Below are 18,068 nucleotides of genomic sequence, written 5' to 3'. Positions count from 1 at the left end.
ACTCGCTCCTGAGAACCTTGTACCTAAAACTGTCGGGTACCAAGATCGGCGAGTTGACTCAATGTGACGAGCTGCCACTCGTTACGCTCTTGCATAACCCAGCTCCCGCATGAACTCGTTCAGCTTCAGCGCCGCCTCGCTCCGTTCCCGCTCCAGCGCACGCAAACTGACGTGGTACTTATCGTGCCAGTTCTCGACGGCGCGCACGATGTGATTCCGGTGCGCGGTGACGTAGCGGTCCAGCGCGGCTTCCAGGTCCTCGCGCATGAAGCGCAGCACCAGCGCCTGACGGTCCTCGTCGCTCATGGCCTTCGCGGTGGCGCTCAGGCTGCTCAGAGCTTGCGCCTGGGCGGTCTTGTGCTGCTTCTTCAGGTCGCCCAGCTTCTTCTTGAGAACCTTGACCTTCGCGGCGTTCTGTTCAGACTCGAACAGTGCGGCGTTCTCGTCCTCGCTCTCCGGGTCGCCTTCCAGCTCGGCCAGCGCCGCCTCGACTTCCGCCTTCTGTTCCTCCAGGGCTTCCAGCTGCTGCATCGCCTTGGGCGCCAGAGCGTGCAATAGCCGGTCGCGGTCGATGCCACCGGTAGCGCTGGTGTCGGCTTCGTCTCCGGTGGCGTTGGCAATCCAGCCGTCCAGCAGTTCACTCCAGCCGTTCGCCGCCAGGGTCTTGAGGTTGTACTTGTTCGCGTCCCACCAACTGGCAATCACGCCCGCGACCTTGAAACGGTCCAGCAGCAGGGCGGGGGAGAGCGCACTCTGGAAGGATTCCAGCAACTCAGCCCGTAGCGTCATCAGGGCTTTGGTTTGCGGCAGGGCTACGATGGGCATGTGGTGTTCATCCCACCACTGCTGAAAGCGAGTGCGTAGGTCGTTCTCCTTGGCCTGCACACCCGCATCCGCTTCGATGTGCGTACGTAACGTCTCGCGCCGGGCGAAGTCTGGCCGAAAGTGCAGGTACGCGCCGTTGTTATCCATGAACACGCTCAGCGGGTCGAAGCCGTGGCTGGCGAATAGCTCCCGCTTCGCTTCTATCTCCGCTCCGGGCACGCCCCCTAGCAGGTGTGCCCGCACGTCCTGCGGTTCTGGGGCGGGAGTATTGTCGCGTAGCGGCGGATGTTCAGGTTGTAGTCGTTCTCGGCCAGTTCCCTCATGTCCACCACACGGGCGTAGTGCGGCACGTCCGCGAAGCGCTCGAAGGTGCTGGCAATTTTCTCGATGTGCTCCGGGCGCAGGTAGTTCTGGGCACGGCCAGCGTGATACTCGGCGTCGGCATTGATGAACAGCACCTTGCCTTTGCGCGCAGCGGGCTTGCTGTTCTTGGGGCGCAGCACCAGGATAGCGGCGGGAATGCCCGTGCCGTAAAAGAGGTTGGAGGGCAGGCCGATGACGGCTTCCAGCACGTCGTCCTCCAGCATCTTTTTGCGGATGGCACGCTCCTCGCCGCTCCGGAAGAGCACCCCGTGAGGCATGACGGTCGCGACCATACCCCCGTTGCGGGTGACGGAGAGCATGTGCTGCAGGAACATCAGGTCGGCCTTCTTGCCGCCTTCGGGTGTGAAGCCGTAAGGAAAGCGCCCCTTTACTTCCATGTCAGCCTGACTGTAGTTGAGGCTGAAGGGCGGATTGGCGATGACCCGGTCGAAGCGCATCAGGCCACCGTCGGGTTCTTTGTGTTGAGGCCGGGCGAGGGTGTCTTCGTTGCGGATGTCGGCATCGAAGATACCGTGCATGATCAGGTTCATCTTCGCCATCGCCCACGAGCCGCCGTTGGCATCCTGGCCGTACAGCGCCACTGCACCCGGGTTGCCGCCGTGCTCCTCGACGTACTGGCGGCTCTGAATCAACATGCCCGCTGAGCCGACCGTGGGGTCATAGACTCGCATGCCTTCCCCCGGGGCGATGAGCTGGACCATCAGGCGCACAACGTCACGCGGGGTGTAGAACTCGCCGCCCTTCTTGCCGGCACTGTCGGCGAACTCTTTGACCAGGTACTCGTAGGCTGCGCCCAGCAGGTCGGGGAACTCGAAGTCTTCGTTCAGCAGGCGGTATTTGTTGAAGTGCAGGATCAGCTCACGCAACTTGCTGTCGGGCACTTTGGTCTGTCCGACCCTGCGGTTGAAGTCGATGTGCCCGACCACGCCCTCCAGCGCCTCGTAGTTCGCTTCTTCCAGGGCCGCGAGGGCTTTGTTCAGCTCGTCACCTACGTCCTTGTGGGCTTCGTCTCGCAAATAGTTCCAGCGGGCGCGTTCAGGGACGTAGAAGATGCGCTGCTCGGCATAGTAGGCACGTGATTCGGCGCGTTGCTTTGCTTCAGCTTCCGTGCGACCTTTCTTGATCTGGTCGGCGAGGATGCGCTGGTACTGTGCCTCGAAGACATCCGAGGAGCGTTTCAGGAAGAGCATTCCGAAGATGTACTCCTTGAATTCGCTGGCGTCCATCTTGCCGCGCAGGATGTCGGCGGCGGCGAAAAGGTGTCGTTCGAGCTGCGGCAGCGTGAGCTTGGGCATGGTTGTCCCCAGTCTACCGGGGAGGAGCCAGGCCGCAGGAAAAAAGCCTTTTTCGTGCGACCTGACGGTTTCCGGGTTCCTCAGTACCATGGGATCAGTATCTCGCGGTCTTTGGGGTAAGCGATTTCCAGTGCCCGTTTCGCGAGAATCCGGCAGTCCACTCCAAGGCCGAAATTGCCGAGTCCCAGGATGCCGGTGAGGTCGAAGCCGGAATTGCCGATGCTGGTCGGTGAAAGGGTGAGTGTACAGGTGGCGCCGCCGGGAAAGAAGTTGCCGATCTGCAGGCTGTAGTAGCTGGAGTGGCTCCCGATTTCAGACCTTTCCAGGAACTCCTTTCCGTCGATCTGCAGCTCCTGGAAGTCAAGGATATCCCTTTCGGTCATGTTGGCGAGCAAAGGAAAACCGAGTGACCAGCCGATATCCGGCAGGTCGGGTTCGACGAGGTACATAACGTCGCCCATCACACTGTCGCAGGTATCGGGGTACCAGCCAGAGAGTGTGCCGAGAGAAGGAAGGTGCTCGACCAAGCTCATCAGCTGGACCGGCTTTTCGTCTTCCATGTCTCCATCCTCGTCCTCGTCCCTGTCTTCTTCGCGGATGAGCTGGCGGGCCATTTCAGACCAGCGAGGGAAGTAATCATCGAGGAACGCCTCGGCTTCTTGCAGGCGGAGCACTCCGGCTTCCACGCGCTCCGCCAGTCGGCGCGCATGTCCTGGGAAATCGAAAAAGTCATCCCAGCCCGCGTCAACCACTCCGAAAGGGGAGTACACCCACCACTCCTGCGAAGCGGCGTGGAGTGGAACACGGAGAGGAATCGGGAGCTGCGCGGGTTCGATCTGGCGTTCGAGGCGGGTGGTGGCGAGCTGGCCAACGAACGCCAGAGAGTCTTTTTCGAGAGAAGCAAGGATTCTTTCGGGAGTGGCAGGATGGAGTGCGGCCGCGAGACGCAGCGGCCAGGGAGAATTGAGGTCGACACTGGCCAGCAAAGGGCTGGCCTTGGCCACCATGAGCTCCTGGAACTGCAGCCAGACCGGGTCTTTCTCGAGGGTGTCTTCGTCCTGCCCGAGGAGCAGTTCGACTTTCTTCCAGAAGCGGTCTTCTGGTGTCACGGTTTCAGCCTTTCCGTTTGCGGGTATGGGATTGGCTGCTGGCGAGCTTGCGGGCCTTGGCGTACTCGTTGGACTGGAGGGAGGATTCGATGTCGTCGAGTTCCCCACTCTCTCGGCTCGAGGTTTCGAAGCCTGCGAGGTTCAGCGAAAGCTGCCGTGCACGGCGGACGGACTCGTAGGCCGCCGGGTAGTCGCCCCTGTCGATGCTCCGGGTGGATTCATCCTTTTCCCGTGCGATGCGCAGTGAGGTGATTTTGTCCTTCACATCGGCGTCTTCAGGCAGGGACTGCACTTCGCTGGCGGAAAGGACGGGAAGCTTGAGCGAGGTGCGCAGCACACGCCGTTCTCCGCTTCCCGTGTCCGTCCAGGCGAGCCTGATTCTCAGGAGGCTGGCAGTGTCGCCCGGCTGGAGCGCTGACTTTCCCGATACGTGAACCTTGATGATGGTCTCGACGGGAGTACCGGCGATGAGGTTGGGGAGTTTCAGGCGCCCAGTTTCCGTGCGTCTGTAGTCGTTGAGGACATCGGCGATGGTGATGTCGAGTTCGCCGTTGGGTTCGATTCCGAGGCTGGTGAGACGGCCATGGGTTGACTGGAGGCCACTGAGTTCGGCGTCGAAAAGTGGTGTGAGCTGTTGGAGGTGTTCGACGTAAGCGTAGTTGCCGTCTCCGGCGATGCTCATGGTTTCCAGCAGGACCTCGTCGTAGTGGTCGCTGAGTCCATAGGTGCTGGTGCTGACGCCACGCCGCGCCAGCTCCTGAACGTGACCGGCGATCTCATCCGGTTTTCGGAGGCCGACATTCGCGCAGCCGTCGGAAAGCAGGACCACGCGGTTCAGGGCGTCCTGTTTCAGGTGTCGGCTGACTTTCATCGCGGCGAGACCCCAACCGTCGAAGAGGGCTGTCCTCCCCCGGATATCGATGCCGTCGATCGTCTGCTCCAGCAGCGCGGTGTTTCTGGCGAGGGTGCTGGGAACGACGACTTCCGCCTGGGTTTCGAAGGTCACCACCGCGATCCGGTCTTCGGGGGAGAGTTGCCTCACGAGGGCCTTGGCGGCTTCGCGGGCACCATGGATCGGCTGGCCTGACATGCTGCCACTGCGGTCGATGGCAAGGGCGAGGTTGAGTGGGACCGCCTTTTGCTCATGGACAGGTGTGGAGCGGTGACGCGGATCAGGAGGTGGAAGTCCTGTGATTCACCGGCAGCAAGGGCGGCCCTGACAGGGTGGAAGGTGACGCTCGGCTCGTGCATGCTGACTTCCTTTCGTGCGCCTGGAGCGCGGAAACAGACAGGATCAGGTTTTTTTCTTGCGGCTGGGTTCTTCGATGAGTGCTGTGATGCGTTCCAGCAGGGCCTGTTTCTCGCTCCTGCTTTTTGGGGGCCGGTAGTCTTCCCTCACGAAGAACTCCAGACCATCGTCGACTTCCGAGCGGATCCAGCGTCGGCTTCTGCTGCGTGAGGTGCTCGAGTGGTCGGGAGCCTCGAACAGGGAAGGGGAGGCGCTTCTTTTGGGAGCGATTCCCAGAGTGACGGTGCCCATGGTCTGGCTGAGCAGTGAGGAGTCCTTCAGCTGGGTGAGGTAAGCCAGCGCGGGATTGCCGGTCATGACCTCCATGCGTGTGCCGCCTTCCAGCAGGGCCGTGAGTTCTGCGTCGCTCCTGCCTTGGAGCAGGCCCTCGATGGTTCTGGTGTTGTGTCCTTCGGCCTGCAGTTTGCGAAGGGCGAGGAGTTGCACAAGGTGGGTGTAGGTGTAACGGTTTTCTCTTCCGGCTTTTTCAGGGGCGTCGAGGAGGCCGAGCGTGGCGTAATGCCGAACGAGCCGCTCGTTGAGCTGCTCCTTGAAGCGTGATGAGCCCTCGGAGGGAGTTTCCACCTCGGGGAGGTAGTGGGAAAGGAGTTCGTTGGCCGTTCGGACGAACTCGGCCAAGTCGAACGCACCCTCACGGTATGGCTCAAGGGGAGAGGGCATACGGTCAAATTAACTTTGACAATAATTTATGTCAAACGACAAGACTTAATGTCGGGGATCAGGAAAGGAGTCCAGGTCCCGGTGACCGGCATGAACCCGGGCCAGGATGACGAAACGCCAGGGGCAGTCCTCAACCACGGCGGGTCAGAGAGGGACAACATGTCACGCAAGATTCAGGGCCGGCGGAACCGTACCCGTGCCAACGGGGAAGGCGGGATCACTGCCATACGGGACAGTAAAGGCCGCATCACCGGTTACAAGGCCAGCCTCACTATCGGTTACGGCCAGGAGGGCAGACAGCTCCGGAAGTGGTTCCGTGGCAAGAACCGCGAGGAAGTCCAGAAGAAGCTCAGCAACGCGCAGTACGAAAAGAACCAGGGTTTCTTTCTGACCGCAGAGGACCCGACACTGGCAGACTACCTGCACAGCTGGATCGACGTTCGCGCCACACATGACCTGGCCGAACTCACCGTTCGCCATTACCGCTCTCTGCTCAAGAACCACATCTCCCCAAAGCTGGGAGAAAAGCGGCTCACCAGACTCGGCGCGCAAGACCTCGACGGCCTCTACCGGCAGATGCTGCAGAAAGGGCTCAGCCCACGTATGGCGCAGATGGCGCACGTGATGCTGCACTGCGCGCTGAAGCAGGCCCTCAAATGGGGGAAGGTGGTCCGCAACGTCGCGGAAGCTGCCACGCCACCGAAGGTGCCGCCCACCCGCGCCGACGCCTGGACCAGAGAAGAAGCCGTGCGTTTCCTCGACGCGATCCGGCAGGATGATCTGTACCCCTTGTTCTTCCTGGCGATCATGACCGGATTACGCCGTGGTGAACTCCTAGGCCTGCACTGGGAGGACATCGACTTTCCGCGCCGGGAGCTTCACGTGCGCCACAACCTGATCCCCGCGCCGGGAGGACCGAAACTCACCAAACCCAAGACCGAAGCCAGTCAGCGCAGCATCCTTCTCGCTCCCGATTCCATCGAGGTGTTGCGCGAACACGAAGCTCTCCAGCAGGCACGCAGGACCGCCATGGGTGAGCAGTGGCAGGAACAGGGACTCGTGTTCCCCTCCAACGTCGGTACTCCCTACCAGCCACGCAACCTGCAGCGCAGCTTCGACCGCCTGGTCCGAAAGGCAGAAGTACGCCGCATCCGGCTTCACGACCTGCGTCATACTTCGGCTTCGCTGTCGATCCTGAAAGGCAGCAGCCCGAAAGAAGTCGCTGACCGCATGGGTCACCGTGATCCCCACTTCACCAACAGGGTTTACGTTCACCTCTTCCCGGAACAACGCCAGACCGCCGTCCTCTCGCTGGTGGACCTGCTCCCCGAAGACGAATAGCCCGCCAGTGAACAGGGCAACCGGCATTCATCGCCACACTTCCCCTGTGAACACATCGGGATTGCAGTGGCACGACTTCAGCAGGTGGGAACGGGAGTCTCTGCCCACTCCATGAACGGCGTGCCCTTACGACGGGTCGGGTCCCGACGTACGGTGAAGAGAGATCAAATCACCCTGAGGAGTGGAGATGAGCCAAAGCTTCGTGTACGGTCTGGCTGACTACGATGAATGGGAATCCGTGGTGGCCCTGCCTCGTGACCGCCTGCTGGAACTCGCCTGGGCCAGGTACGCGGTGCAGTTCTGCCGAACCTGGGGAGAAGTCAAGTCGACGGTCTCACCAGCCATATACCAGGAGCTGGTGGAAAGCTACCTGGATGAGGACTCCGAAGAAGAGACCGAAGCCGGGCCACTCTCTGACGCTCCTTTCGGGACACCTTCCGGGTATGACGATGGAGACTGGCCAGGCTGGCCGAAACAGGAAATGCTCGAGGTGATTCCCCAGGAAATCCGCGATGAGTACGGCGAAATTCAAGACACGACCTTGAGCGGTGAGTACCTGCATGTTCCACCAGAAGAGATGGATGACTTCGTCAAGGATCTGCGCGACCTTGGAATCTCATGCGAACGTGATGATGCTTTGGTCCAGGCCGCGAGTGGTTCATCGACGGCGAGAAGCTGGCGCAATTTCTTCGGAGTCAAGGACAAGCCAGCGGGTCATCCGAAACCTGATACCGCAGGCGTCACTCAGGTCGACTGCCCTTCCACTGCTTCTTCACGGGCCAGCACCTCGCGGGCGTACTCCGCCAGATCGAAGCAGTGAAACTGGGCGTAGTACGTCGGCCCCTTGCGCATCAGACGCAAGTTCATCAACCTCGCCGCCCGACGGAAGACCGGGTACTCGAGCAGCATAAAAGCCAGCTCGGCGGACGAGGCGAACAGGCTGGCCTGATCGTGGCCTCCGGGCGCGTACAGGTCCCCGATGACTTTCAGGCCCGAGTCTTCCAGCACCAGAGGCCAGTCTTCACCCCACTCCTGTTCGAGGGGCGAGCGAGCGAGGTGGAAGCTGTACCCGTTCTGGCCCTGCGACTGGGAAGCGGTGAAGACCTCCATCATGTTGAGGTTCACCCGGTACAGGACCCGCAGATCCGGGTAGAGCAGTTTCGTGGTGGGCAGGCACGACACTGCCCAGAAACTCAGTTCGGTCTGCCTCTCCCTGGGAAGGCAACGCTGAAGGTACAGTCCGAGCAGCAGCGACGCTTCTTCCGACCCCCCGGTCTGCCGGAAAGACTCGAAGCGTGAACGGTACCTCCGGCGGAGGTCGGGGTCGTCCACCGCTCCTTCGGCGTCAGGCAGGAGGTTTCCCTCGAGCCAGGCGTTCTGTTCCTCCGGAGTGATGAGCGCATCGAGGTCGCGTTCGCCTTCCACGACGCTCATGTGGGCGATGTTGCGCAGGCGGAAAGACGAGCCCTCCAGGGTATGGATGACCTGTCTCTTCACCTCGTCCAGGTCCCGCTTTCCAGCAGGCTGGAAGGTGATGGCCTCGATGTCAGCGTGGGCCTTCCGGTGATTTCCGAAGCGCCGCGAGACATCCACCGCCTGACCGGCGTAGTACTCACCGCCCCTGAAGCGCAGCACGTACACTCCGCAGCGCTTGTCCCGGGCATAAAGATCGGCGATGGAAAGCCGTCCTGAGACGAGCTGCATGGCAGGAAAGCCCAAGGACTTCAGAACCGCCGTTTCTCCGGTACTGCCCGCTTCCCCGATGGCCTGCTGAGCTTGGGGGTCGTTCATGCTTCCCCTTCCGGGGGCTGGTCTTTTGCCTCGTGGGGTTCGGCGAGCAGCTCATCCAGGGTGAAACGGGCGGGACGCTGGGCCTGGAAAGCCAGAACGGCTTCACGGGTCACCTGTTCACTGGCCTGGAGCAGCTTCTGTTGCCAATCGGTATTGCTCATGCCGGTCGGCCTCACCTTCGGCCTCAGGGCTGCCGTGCGCTCTGTCAGGATTCGCCGCCAAAGGGCGCGTTCTTCCTTGTCGAGCTTGTAAATCCAGTAACGGTCACGCATTGCGTTCTTTCATCCGGGCCTTTCACGTCTGACCAGTCGTCCGAAATCACGACTGGGAACCTCGAGTCATCATTCCCGCTGAGCCGGGCCTGAGTACCCGGTTGTGCCTACTTTTTTCGCCTCCGCGCGTCAGGAAGGTACTGGGTACTGATGATGTACAGCGCCCCCTGCATGTCCAGCATGTCCCTCAGCGGCACCCTGGCGTCCGAGAACTCCCGGTGCAGGTACCGGCAACGCCCAACGAAATCCGTCAGAAAACTTCCCAGCGAACGGCGGTCCAGACCGTCCCGTTTGTCATACAGCCACTCCACCGCGCGACCCGCGAAGTTGGGACGGTAGAAGGGGTGCCCCGTCGGGTCGGTCAGGAACAAGAAGTAGCTCACCACACTGGCCCGGGTTCCAAAGCCGTTGAAGTGCTGCCGCTGCTCGGCTGGCAGCACTTCCAGTGCGGAGTCAAGCGCGCTCCAGAAGGCGTCGGCACGCTTCAGGTCGCCTGGGAGGTTCCACAGTTGCGTGAGTGCCTCACGGAACACGTCCGGCCGTTCGTTCGCCATCCGGTTGAGGTCATCGACCGTCTGCCAGTACAGCAGGTTCAGGCCCTGCTGCACATTGACTTTCCCGGCGAGGCTGCCATCAAGAAAGGACTGCAGGTGGGCGCGCGTCATTTCAGCTCCTTGCAGCTTGTAAGCACGCTCGTTCTTCTCGAGGTTTTCCTGTTGCGTCAGCAGGAAGTCGGTCACCTTCGCCAGCCGATCACGGAACATAATTCAGCATAATCGTTGCTGGCGCCCGATGCAGAAGCCGACAGGATGGCACCTGCGGCAATCACTCTCACGTCCCGACTGTCCTTTCCGGATGAGCGTTCTGCGGGGGAGTGGCGAATTTCGGGTCACGGCGATCACTTGAGCAGCAGCAACAAACGCGCGGCGTCCGGGTCGCCAGGCTGCACAGCGCGAACCAGCCAGGCTTTTCTGCCTGTTGGACCTGGAGGAACCCCATGGTGGCTGGTCTGATGCGAGGATTCCCATGGTGAAGTGCTCCAGGGGGTCTGCTTCCTGCTTCAGGTTCTGCGTGTAGGCCAGCGCTCGGCTTCACCCTTCAGCTTGGCTGGCTGCATCCCAGTGCCCAACCCTGTCATGACGGCTGCATGGCTTCAGGTCCCTCAAGGTAAGGTGACGAAAGTAGAATGGCGCATGCGTCCCGACAAACAAGGGCTGTATGAACTCTTCGAAAGACAGGAACGGTACACCGTGCCTCTTTACCAGCGTCGGTACGTGTGGTCGCAGGACCGTCAGTGGGAACCTCTCTGGAGTGATATCCGCTCTCGCGCAGAGGCAGTCATCGAGGGTGGAAGAATCAGGCCCCACTTTCTCGGTGCGATTGTCCTTTCTCCCGTGAGGACCTTCGGGCGTGAACTGCATGCGAAGGAAGTCATCGACGGTCAGCAGCGGCTGACGACTTTCCAGCTTTTCCTGGCAGCCTTCCGCGACATCTCCCGGGATGCCGATCCAGACCTGCACGCTGAACTGGTGAACCTGACCGACAACTCGGTCGGACGGAAACGAGAAGAAGAGCGGTTCAAGGTCTGGCCTACCCGTTTCGATCAGCCCGCGTTTCAGCGTGTTCTGCTGAGTGGAGATCCACAAGATGTATCTTCCTGGGTCAACGGGCTGAGGGACTCCTTCACCCACGTTCCCCGGGTTGCCCTCGCCTACCTGTACTTCCATCACCAGCTTCGCGAGTGGTTCGAAGGGAACGGCAGGGAAGGGATGAACCGGCTCGAGGCGCTATACGAAGCACTGAGGCGTCATCTGCAGGTCGTCACAATCGACCTCGAGGAGGATGACGATCCGCAGGTCATCTTCGAGACCCTCAACGCCCGTGGGGAACGTCTGCTGCCATCAGACCTCGTCAGGAACCACATCTTCTCGCGAGCGGCCCGCGAGGAATCCGACGTTCAGCGTCTGTACGACACGTACTGGGCTGAGTTCGACCGCGAGAACGGCTTCTGGCGGAAAGAAGTGCAGAGGGGCCGCCTCAAGAGGGAAAACCTCAGCTGGTTCCTGCAGCACCTTCTGACCTTCAAGCTGGGAGAGGACATCGGCGAGGCGCACCTCTTCGATGCATTCAAACGCTGGTGGTCCGGCTCTTATGCCAATGGCCGGACAGAAGAGGGACTACAGGAACTCCAGCGCCAGGGTGAAGCGTACCGACGTCTGGCGGAACCGGACGCCTCCTCACGTCTCGGTGTTCTGGCCCGTCGTCTTGACTCCCTGGATATCAGCACCCTGCACCCACTGCTGATGTACCTCCTGACAGACGCCGGTACCGACAACCACCAGCTCGAGATGATCCTCGCCGACCTGGAGTCTTTTGTGGTGCGTCGCTTCGTGGTGGGTCTCAACTCCAAAAACTACAACCGTCTTTTCGTCACGCTGATCCAGTCCCTGAGAGACCAGGGTGGCGCACCGCACCCTCTGGTGAGGTCGTTCCTGAATGCTGGAGAAGGGGACAGTGTGCGCTGGCCGGGCGATGCCGAATTCCGGCAGTCGTTCCTGTACGATCCGGCTTACCTGCGCTTGAGGCCAAGGGGCGTCGCGACAGTTCTGGAGGCGCTGGACGTTCACCTCACCACCGGAAAGCAGGAGAAGCTTCTTCTCGCTGACCGTCCATCGGTGGAGCATGTTCTGCCGCGAAAATGGCATGACAACTGGTCACCTCCGATGGCCAGGGAAGGTGTGGCTGACCCTGAGGCATGGCGGAACCGGATCCTGCACAGCTTCGGTAACCTGACACTTCTGACGAAAAGCCTGAATTCATCGGTCAGCAATGCCTCTTACGAGGTGAAACGCCCGAGGATCGCCCAGCAGAGTGCTTTGCGGCTGAATGTTTTTTTTCAGGACCAGAACAGCTGGGACGAGGACGTCATCGAGAGCCGTGGCCTGTCTCTCTTCGAGGTGGCTCAGCAGGTCTGGCCCCATCCAGGGGAATTCAGAGCCGAGCCAGGGAGGTCATTGGCTGCCTTCGTGAGCCCTGACACGGCGGTCCGCCAGGCGGCAGGGCTTGTTGCCGATATCTTGCCGCCTGGTTTGACTGTTTCCACCTCGAGAGAGGGGTTCAGAATCCACCACTCAGGTTGGCCAAAGCGCCTGCACTACGCGGTCCGTACCGTCGACGAAGACGAGCGGATCAGGGTCGCTCTGTACAACACCTTGCCTGATGCTGATTCCCGAAAGGAAATCGCGGCTTCTGCGATGCAGGATCTGAAGCCGCTGGTGGAACTGGATTTCAGCGAACAGGAACTGCTGTTTGGGAGAGACGAGTGGTGGGTATGGCTGACAGTGATGTTCGAAGCTGAAACTTCTGCAGATCGGCTTGTGACCGCGTTGTTGCATCTGATTGGCGTGACTTCTCCACGGATCAGCCAGCTGCTGGGTACTGCAGTGCCCACCCCGAGGGATGCGGCACGTCCCGCACTTGACCTGGCCACGCAGGCTCTCCTCGAGAGGCTTCCCAAGGGTTACACCCTCAACAGGGACAACATCAGGGAAAACCGACACTACCGGAAGGTGTATTGCTCGAAGTGGCCAAGAAGCATTCACCTCGAGCTCCTCGATGGCAGTGTGGAGGGAATTCTTCTGGTTTCCTTCCATGACGAGACCGGCAGGAAACACCCTGCCAAGGAGCGGATGTGGGGCGCTTACAGGGAAGTCCATCATCTGGCTGTGGAGCACTTCAGGGAATTCGAGGTTCGCAGCGGGAGTTTCAACGGCTCAGGTGACTGGCAGTGGCTGGATGTGCGTGTCCCGATCGAGACCGCCCCCGAGGCCGTGGCGGAAGTGATGTTGCGGCTGCTCCATCTGGTCGAGCCTGTGGTCACCGGCGCTCTGCGTGGTTCTGAACATCAGGAGGGGGAGCCGAGTCACGAAGTGAGCTGACTTTGCTCGTGTCGTCCGGGCAAAATCTGTCTCTGCTGATCTTCATGTTTTTCGTAGTACCCGTACTGCAAGCGTATTGCAACTGAGCGGTTCTCAGATCGTGTGAACGAATGTGGGCGTAGTGAGGAAGGCCGTTCCTGACGGCCTTCGGGTACGAGTGGGTTCGATTTCCACTGCTGCCTGCCTCAAGAGCGAAAACGTCCTTAAGAACGGCACATGGGGTATATCCTGCTGGATGTTGACACACTGAGGTACCAGCCCAAAACGGCGTATTCGCAATTCTGAGCAGTCGCATGACTATTGTTCGGTGCTCTTAGACTGGAGGAGCATGTCACCGCCAGAAGGTCTCAGTTCTATTTACAACGTACTGAACTCGACCTCTACCGCTTTTATGGGTGAAGTGCTGCGAGAGGCGTTGCGCACCTCCAGGGAAGTTCATATCTGCGTTTCCTTCCTTCGCTTCAGCGGGCTCAACCTTTTCCTGGATGATATTCGCCGCTTCCTCGAGCGTGGTGGCACGCTCAGGGTCGTCGTCTCGACGTACCTGAACGTTTCCCAACCAGAGGCCATCGGTAGCCTGGTGAGGCTCGTGGGAGAAGAGAACGTCCGGTTGCAGGACGGACCGGACGGCTTCCACGCGAAGTTCTACCTGTTTCGACAGGATGCCCGGACTGCCAGTTGCTGGGTGGGCTCATCGAATTTCACGAAGAGCGGACTGTTCACCAGCCTGGAGTGGAATACCCGTCACGACGACATGGCTCGTGTTCGAGAGTGCGAAGTGTTGTTCGGTGAGATCTGGGAGCGTCCTGACGTCCTTCCCGCGACGCCCGCCGCGCTGCAAGACTACGCCGCCCGTTACCGGGCTCAGCATAGGAACTCGGTGCCGCCCCAGCCCCAAGAGCAGACCGCACAGGGACCCGTGCCCAATGCTGCGCAGCGGGAGGCACTCCGTGAACTCTCACGGCTGCGCTCCGAAGGTCAGACCAAGGCCGCCGTCGTCGCCGCGACCGGAATCGGAAAGACCTACCTCGCCGCGTTCGATGCGCGAGCCCTCGAACGCGCCAGCGGTGGGCGTAGTATCCGAGTCCTGTTCGTCGCTCACCGCGAGGAGCTCCTCCAGCAAGCTCGAACGACCTACCGGCAGGTACTCCCGGGCAAGACCAGCGGCATCCTCGCTCAGGGGCAGCATCCGGGAAACGTCGACATGGTATTCGGGACAGTTCAGAGCCTCACCCGACCGGAGCACAGCGCGTTGCTGGAGCAGCCGTACGACTACGTGGTCATCGACGAGTTCCACCACGCCTCGGCGGACAGCTACCGGCGTTTGCTGGACACCGTGCGTTACCGTTTCCTGCTGGGCCTGACCGCAACGCCGGAGCGAGTGGACGGCCAAGACGTCCTTCGGTTGTGTGACTACAACGTGGCGTACGAAGTTCGCCTTCCAGAGGCCATCGACCGGGGTTGGTTGATTCCCTTTCACTACTTCGGCATCGCGGATGAGGTGGACTACGAACACGTTCCGTGGCGGCACGGGCAGTTCGACGTAACGGCGCTCGAAAACGCCTTGATGCTGAACGAACGCACCGACCTGATCCTGCGCCACGCGCTCGAGAAAGGGTACGACGGACGTCGACGAGCCACCGTAGGCTTCTGTGCCGGAGTCCGACACGCGGAATTCATGGCTGCCACTTTCTGTGAGCGGGGCCGTACGGCGGTCGCGGTCACGGGTCGTACCGGCTCGGCCGAGCGGCGCGTGGTGTATCAGCAGTTCAGCGACCCGAACCACCCGTTGGAGTGGTTGTTCGTCGCGGACGTTCTGAACGAGGGTATCGATATCCCGGCGATCAACAGTTTGCTGTTCCTCCGGCCCACGGAGTCGCCTGGGCTGTTCCTGCAGCAGCTCGGACGTGGCTTACGCCTCCATCCGGACACCGAGGTGCTGACCATCCTCGACTTCGTCGGGCACCATAAGAACGCTCTGCTTCCTTTGCGTGCCCTGAACTCGGCCGCGTTGAACGTCACGGAAGGCCGGGTGTTGCAACAGAAGCTGGAGCTGAACCCACCAAAGCACTGCGCGATCGTGCTGGAGGACAAGACACAGCAGATGCTGCTGAAGCTCCAGCAGCAGACGGCTGGTGGTTGGTCCAAGAAGGCCCTGGTGAAAGAAGCCTACCAGCGCTTACGAGCCGAGTTGAGCTCACCGGACCGACCGGAGTTGCGTCGTCGTCCTGAAATCATGGACTTCTGGGGTCGTGCGGACCTGCCGGACTTCGGAGAGGTACGCCGCGCTTTCGGGTCATGGTTGGAGTGCCGACTGCAGATGGGCGACGCGGACGAATGGGAACTGGCTGTGCAGGATGACAGCCTAGTGGCCCGCCTGCTGCGCGCCGCCGAGTCCGATCTGCAAGCGCAGCGGGTCTATCCCTACGCCGTCTTGTGGGCCTTGAGTCTGTATCCGGAGGACGTCGAGTGTGGCGTCCGTGCTTTTCTGGAACGCTACCCGCAATGGCGTCTCGAAGGTGACATCGATGTCGATGCAGCCCTCAGGACTTTGGAGAAAAAGCCTCAGTTCAAAGACCTCCTCGAGAACGGCCGGTGGTCGGCGGGACTCGAACGGCGCCTGAAGAAAGACCCGCGATTGTCTCGAGAAATCGAGCGGAGGATCGAGTACACCTTGGCATCCGACTACCGGGTGAGGCATGGTGGGGTACTTCGCACACCTGCGGACCTGGTCCGTTACCAGGGTTACCGGCGCAGCGAGATCGTCAATTACTTCGGGGTGCAGTTCGACCCGGCGAAACACAACGTCGGCGTCCTGAAATTCGACGGTCACTTCGCGCTGCTGACCCAGATCGATACCAGCGACGCACGGGAATCGCATCAGTACCAGAACGGATTCGCGCCCGACTGGAACCTTTTCAACTGGCAGAGCCAGAACCGCCAGTCTCCACTTCATGGCACCGGACGCGAAATCGTAGAGCATGGACAGACGGGAACACTGGTGCATTTGTTCGTCCAGGGCGCGAAACACAGCCTGTACTACTACCTGGGAGCGGTGAGCATCGCGAGTGTCGAAGGATCCGAGCCGTTCAACGCATTGTTCCAACTCCCTGAACGTCTCCCAGAACCTTTGCACTACCACTTCACGAAGTGAGGACCAGCAGCGGGGAAAGGCCACTCCGAACGCGAGGGGATGGACCTCTGCCGATCGGACTTTTCGTTTCGGAGATGTCGGGTGGAGTAGATGGGGCTTTATGCGTAGTGGCACTTGACCGAAAATGGCAGAACACCGACGGGGACGCGATCGAGCAGAATGCGTCCCCGTCGGTGTTTTCTGGTACGGAAGGGCAGACTTGAACTGCCGACCTCGCACCAATCATCTGTAGGGTCGTCACGGGGCCGATGTGCTCGCGCTTCCCCCGTCACGTCGCAAAAAGCGCCCTTCCAGCTTGTACCCGAGTGCGTACCCTCTCCAGCGTGGAAGCCTCGCCGCTTCCGATCCGAACAACCACGCGGCGTGATCGGAGCCCGTGACACCCGGTTTTTTCCGCGTGCTACCAGAGTTCCTCCAGGTTCGCGTTAATGCCTGCGCCCAGCTGAGTTGCACTACGTTCGTCGGCCTCGTACACCACCACGCCACATGGACATGGAGCCTGGTCGCTTTGGCTTTGCTGCAAACGATCCGACTCGAACGGCGAGACGGCGTGTAGGGCGAGACGGTGCCAGCGATTTGCGCGGGATTGGCCACAGCGCTACCTACACTCGTCGTGTGCCCGCATTATCAGGTGCCGTTCGTTCAGCTCCTAGGCCTCTGGAAATTCCCCGAAGCACCATTCATTTTTCACAAATATTTACACGCTGATCATAAACACCGGACCTTAACTATTTTTTCAATATGGGAACATATTAATGACGAATGCTCTGTATAGAGGAATGCGGAATTTTTCTCAATCGAGTCACGGTGGTGATTAGCACCGTGTTAGTCGTCTTCTCTGCGGTCCTCAAATCTTATTTCTATCAGGAGAAAATATGAAGAACACGGATGTCGAGATGAGCAACGCAGAGACTGACACGACGACCACACCCAACCGCCGCCGCCAGTTCCTCGGACAGCTGGGCCTGATGAGTGCCGGTGCGGTCCTGGCGTCCTGCGGTGGAGGCGTCGCCACCCTCGCGCAGAACACTCCTCAGGCCCACAAACCGAACGTCGACACCGCCATCCTGAACTTCGCTCTGAACCTCGAATACCTCGAAGCGGCCTTTTACGCCGCGGCCGTCGGGCGCATTGACGACGTCCGCTCCATCGGTGGGGATGCCCGCATCATCTTCCCGGAAGGTTTCGACCCAAAGAAAGGCATCGACTTCGAAGCCAACCCCGGCGTCCGCATGGACATGTTCGGGAAGACCATCCGCGAGTACGCTGAGGAAATCGCGGAGGACGAGATCAAGCACGTGAAGTTCCTCCGCGCGGCCCTCGGCTCGGCTGCCGTATCGCGTCCGGTGCTTGACCTTGGCCCGGCCTTTGCTGCCGCCGGGCAAGCCGCCAGTGGCGGCCGGATCATGAATTTCAACCCTTATGCCAACGCCTTGTTCTTCCTGCTTGGCGCGTTCATCTTCGAGGACGTCGGTGTGACAGCGTACAAAGGCGCCGCTCCGCTCGTCACGAACTCCGACATCCTGTCTGCCGCTGCGGGCATTCTGGCTGTGGAAGCCTACCACGCGAGTGAAATTCGCACCGTACTGTACGCGCACCGCCACGTGTCCGTCACCGGCATGAGCGGCAACGTCACGCCACAAGACGGCGGTCTGCTGGTAGCGCAGGTCGTGCAGGGCATTTCCAACGCGCGCGACGCGCTGGACGACCCGGCGACCGACAAGGATCAAGGCATCGAAGTCGGCCCGAATTACACCGGGAATCCCGGGTACCTGATGCGCGGCGCGAACATCGTCCTGGCTGATGAGAACGCCATCGCATTCAGCCGCAGCCCCCGTGAAGTGCTCAATATCGTGTACCTGATGCGCGGCGCCACCAAGGGCGGCTTCTTCCCCGACGGTGTGCGGGGAGACTTCAGCTCCCTGCTCGGCTGACCCCTGACGTTGGTCCGCCACACTTCGTCGGGCTGCGGAACATCGAGGGGTGCTTC

14 protein-coding genes are annotated in these 18,068 nt (G+C 60.7%); 5 read left to right on the top strand and 9 right to left on the bottom strand.

Annotation, left to right across the window (positions count from 1 at the left end; all coding sequences use genetic code 11):
* Nucleotides 1–81: 81 nt before the first annotated feature.
* The 5 genes from DEIPE_RS24685 to DEIPE_RS09320 all read right to left on the bottom strand — a co-directional run bounded on the left by DEIPE_RS24685 (nt 82) and on the right by DEIPE_RS09320 (nt 5,582).
* Entirely contained in the window at nt 82–972 is an 891-nt protein-coding gene (locus tag DEIPE_RS24685) for a hypothetical protein (RefSeq protein ID WP_217218472.1), read from the bottom strand.
* 77 nt (nt 973–1,049) lie between these two features.
* On the bottom strand, nt 1,050–2,504 hold the full coding sequence (locus DEIPE_RS24680; protein WP_217218471.1) for a type I restriction-modification system subunit M: 1,455 nt from the start codon (nt 2,502–2,504) through the stop codon (nt 1,050–1,052).
* An 80-nt stretch (nt 2,505–2,584) separates the two neighbouring features.
* Entirely contained in the window at nt 2,585–3,613 is a 1,029-nt protein-coding gene (locus DEIPE_RS09330) for a hypothetical protein (RefSeq protein WP_015235720.1), read from the bottom strand.
* A gap of 4 nt (nt 3,614–3,617) precedes the next feature.
* Nucleotides 3,618–4,703 carry a vWA domain-containing protein gene (locus tag DEIPE_RS09325; protein WP_041230813.1) on the bottom strand — a complete coding sequence of 362 codons (1,086 nt, stop codon included), beginning with the start codon at nt 4,701–4,703 and terminating at the stop codon, nt 3,618–3,620.
* A gap of 204 nt (nt 4,704–4,907) precedes the next feature.
* Nucleotides 4,908–5,582: a MerR family transcriptional regulator gene (locus DEIPE_RS09320; RefSeq protein ID WP_015235719.1), complete on the bottom strand. Its 675-nt coding sequence runs from the start codon at nt 5,580–5,582 to the stop codon at nt 4,908–4,910.
* Between the two features lie 159 nt (nt 5,583–5,741).
* Here DEIPE_RS09320 and DEIPE_RS09315 point away from each other — a divergent pair, with 159 nt between their 5' ends.
* Together DEIPE_RS09315 and DEIPE_RS09310 are read left to right on the top strand one after the other, a co-directional pair.
* A complete protein-coding gene (locus DEIPE_RS09315; protein WP_169316597.1) occupies nt 5,742–6,923 on the top strand; it encodes a site-specific integrase in 1,182 nt (393 codons plus the stop codon).
* Between the two features lie 187 nt (nt 6,924–7,110).
* Complete coding sequence (locus tag DEIPE_RS09310; RefSeq protein WP_015235717.1) at nt 7,111–7,743, top strand: hypothetical protein; 633 nt, start codon at nt 7,111–7,113, stop codon at nt 7,741–7,743.
* Here DEIPE_RS09310 and DEIPE_RS09305 read toward each other — a convergent pair.
* The 3 genes from DEIPE_RS09305 to DEIPE_RS09295 form a co-directional block, all read right to left on the bottom strand.
* Nucleotides 7,668–8,714 carry a GIY-YIG nuclease family protein gene (locus DEIPE_RS09305; RefSeq protein WP_015235716.1) on the bottom strand — a complete coding sequence of 349 codons (1,047 nt, stop codon included), beginning with the start codon at nt 8,712–8,714 and terminating at the stop codon, nt 7,668–7,670. The genes DEIPE_RS09310 and DEIPE_RS09305 overlap by 76 nt on opposite strands.
* Nucleotides 8,711–8,986 carry a hypothetical protein gene (locus tag DEIPE_RS09300; protein ID WP_015235715.1) on the bottom strand — a complete coding sequence of 92 codons (276 nt, stop codon included), beginning with the start codon at nt 8,984–8,986 and terminating at the stop codon, nt 8,711–8,713. The genes DEIPE_RS09305 and DEIPE_RS09300 overlap by 4 nt, the downstream gene beginning before the upstream one ends.
* Before the next feature lie 107 nt (nt 8,987–9,093).
* Nucleotides 9,094–9,750, bottom strand: coding sequence for a hypothetical protein (locus DEIPE_RS09295; RefSeq protein WP_015235714.1), 657 nt, complete (start codon nt 9,748–9,750; stop codon nt 9,094–9,096).
* A gap of 429 nt (nt 9,751–10,179) precedes the next feature.
* Between DEIPE_RS09295 and DEIPE_RS09290 the strand changes: the two genes are divergently transcribed.
* The gene (locus DEIPE_RS09290; protein WP_015235713.1) at nt 10,180–12,924 is read left to right on the top strand and encodes a DUF262 domain-containing protein; all 2,745 of its coding nucleotides are present in this window, start codon (nt 10,180–10,182) and stop codon (nt 12,922–12,924) included.
* A gap of 328 nt (nt 12,925–13,252) precedes the next feature.
* Nucleotides 13,253–16,078, top strand: coding sequence for a DUF3427 domain-containing protein (locus DEIPE_RS09285; RefSeq protein WP_015235712.1), 2,826 nt, complete (start codon nt 13,253–13,255; stop codon nt 16,076–16,078).
* Between the two features lie 237 nt (nt 16,079–16,315).
* Here the strand turns inward: DEIPE_RS09285 and DEIPE_RS24940 are convergent, their stop codons facing one another.
* Complete coding sequence (locus DEIPE_RS24940) at nt 16,316–16,531, bottom strand: DUF2268 domain-containing putative Zn-dependent protease (protein ID WP_245557619.1); 216 nt, start codon at nt 16,529–16,531, stop codon at nt 16,316–16,318.
* 422 nt (nt 16,532–16,953) lie between these two features.
* On the opposite strand from DEIPE_RS24940, the gene DEIPE_RS09280 reads away from it, so the two are divergent.
* Complete coding sequence (locus tag DEIPE_RS09280) at nt 16,954–18,012, top strand: ferritin-like domain-containing protein (protein WP_015235711.1); 1,059 nt, start codon at nt 16,954–16,956, stop codon at nt 18,010–18,012.
* The last annotated feature ends 56 nt before the right edge of the window (nt 18,013–18,068 follow it).

Source organism: Deinococcus peraridilitoris DSM 19664 (genome assembly GCF_000317835.1).
GTDB lineage: Bacteria > Deinococcota > Deinococci > Deinococcales > Deinococcaceae > Deinococcus_A > Deinococcus_A peraridilitoris.
This window is presented reverse-complemented; position numbering and strand designations above follow the sequence as displayed.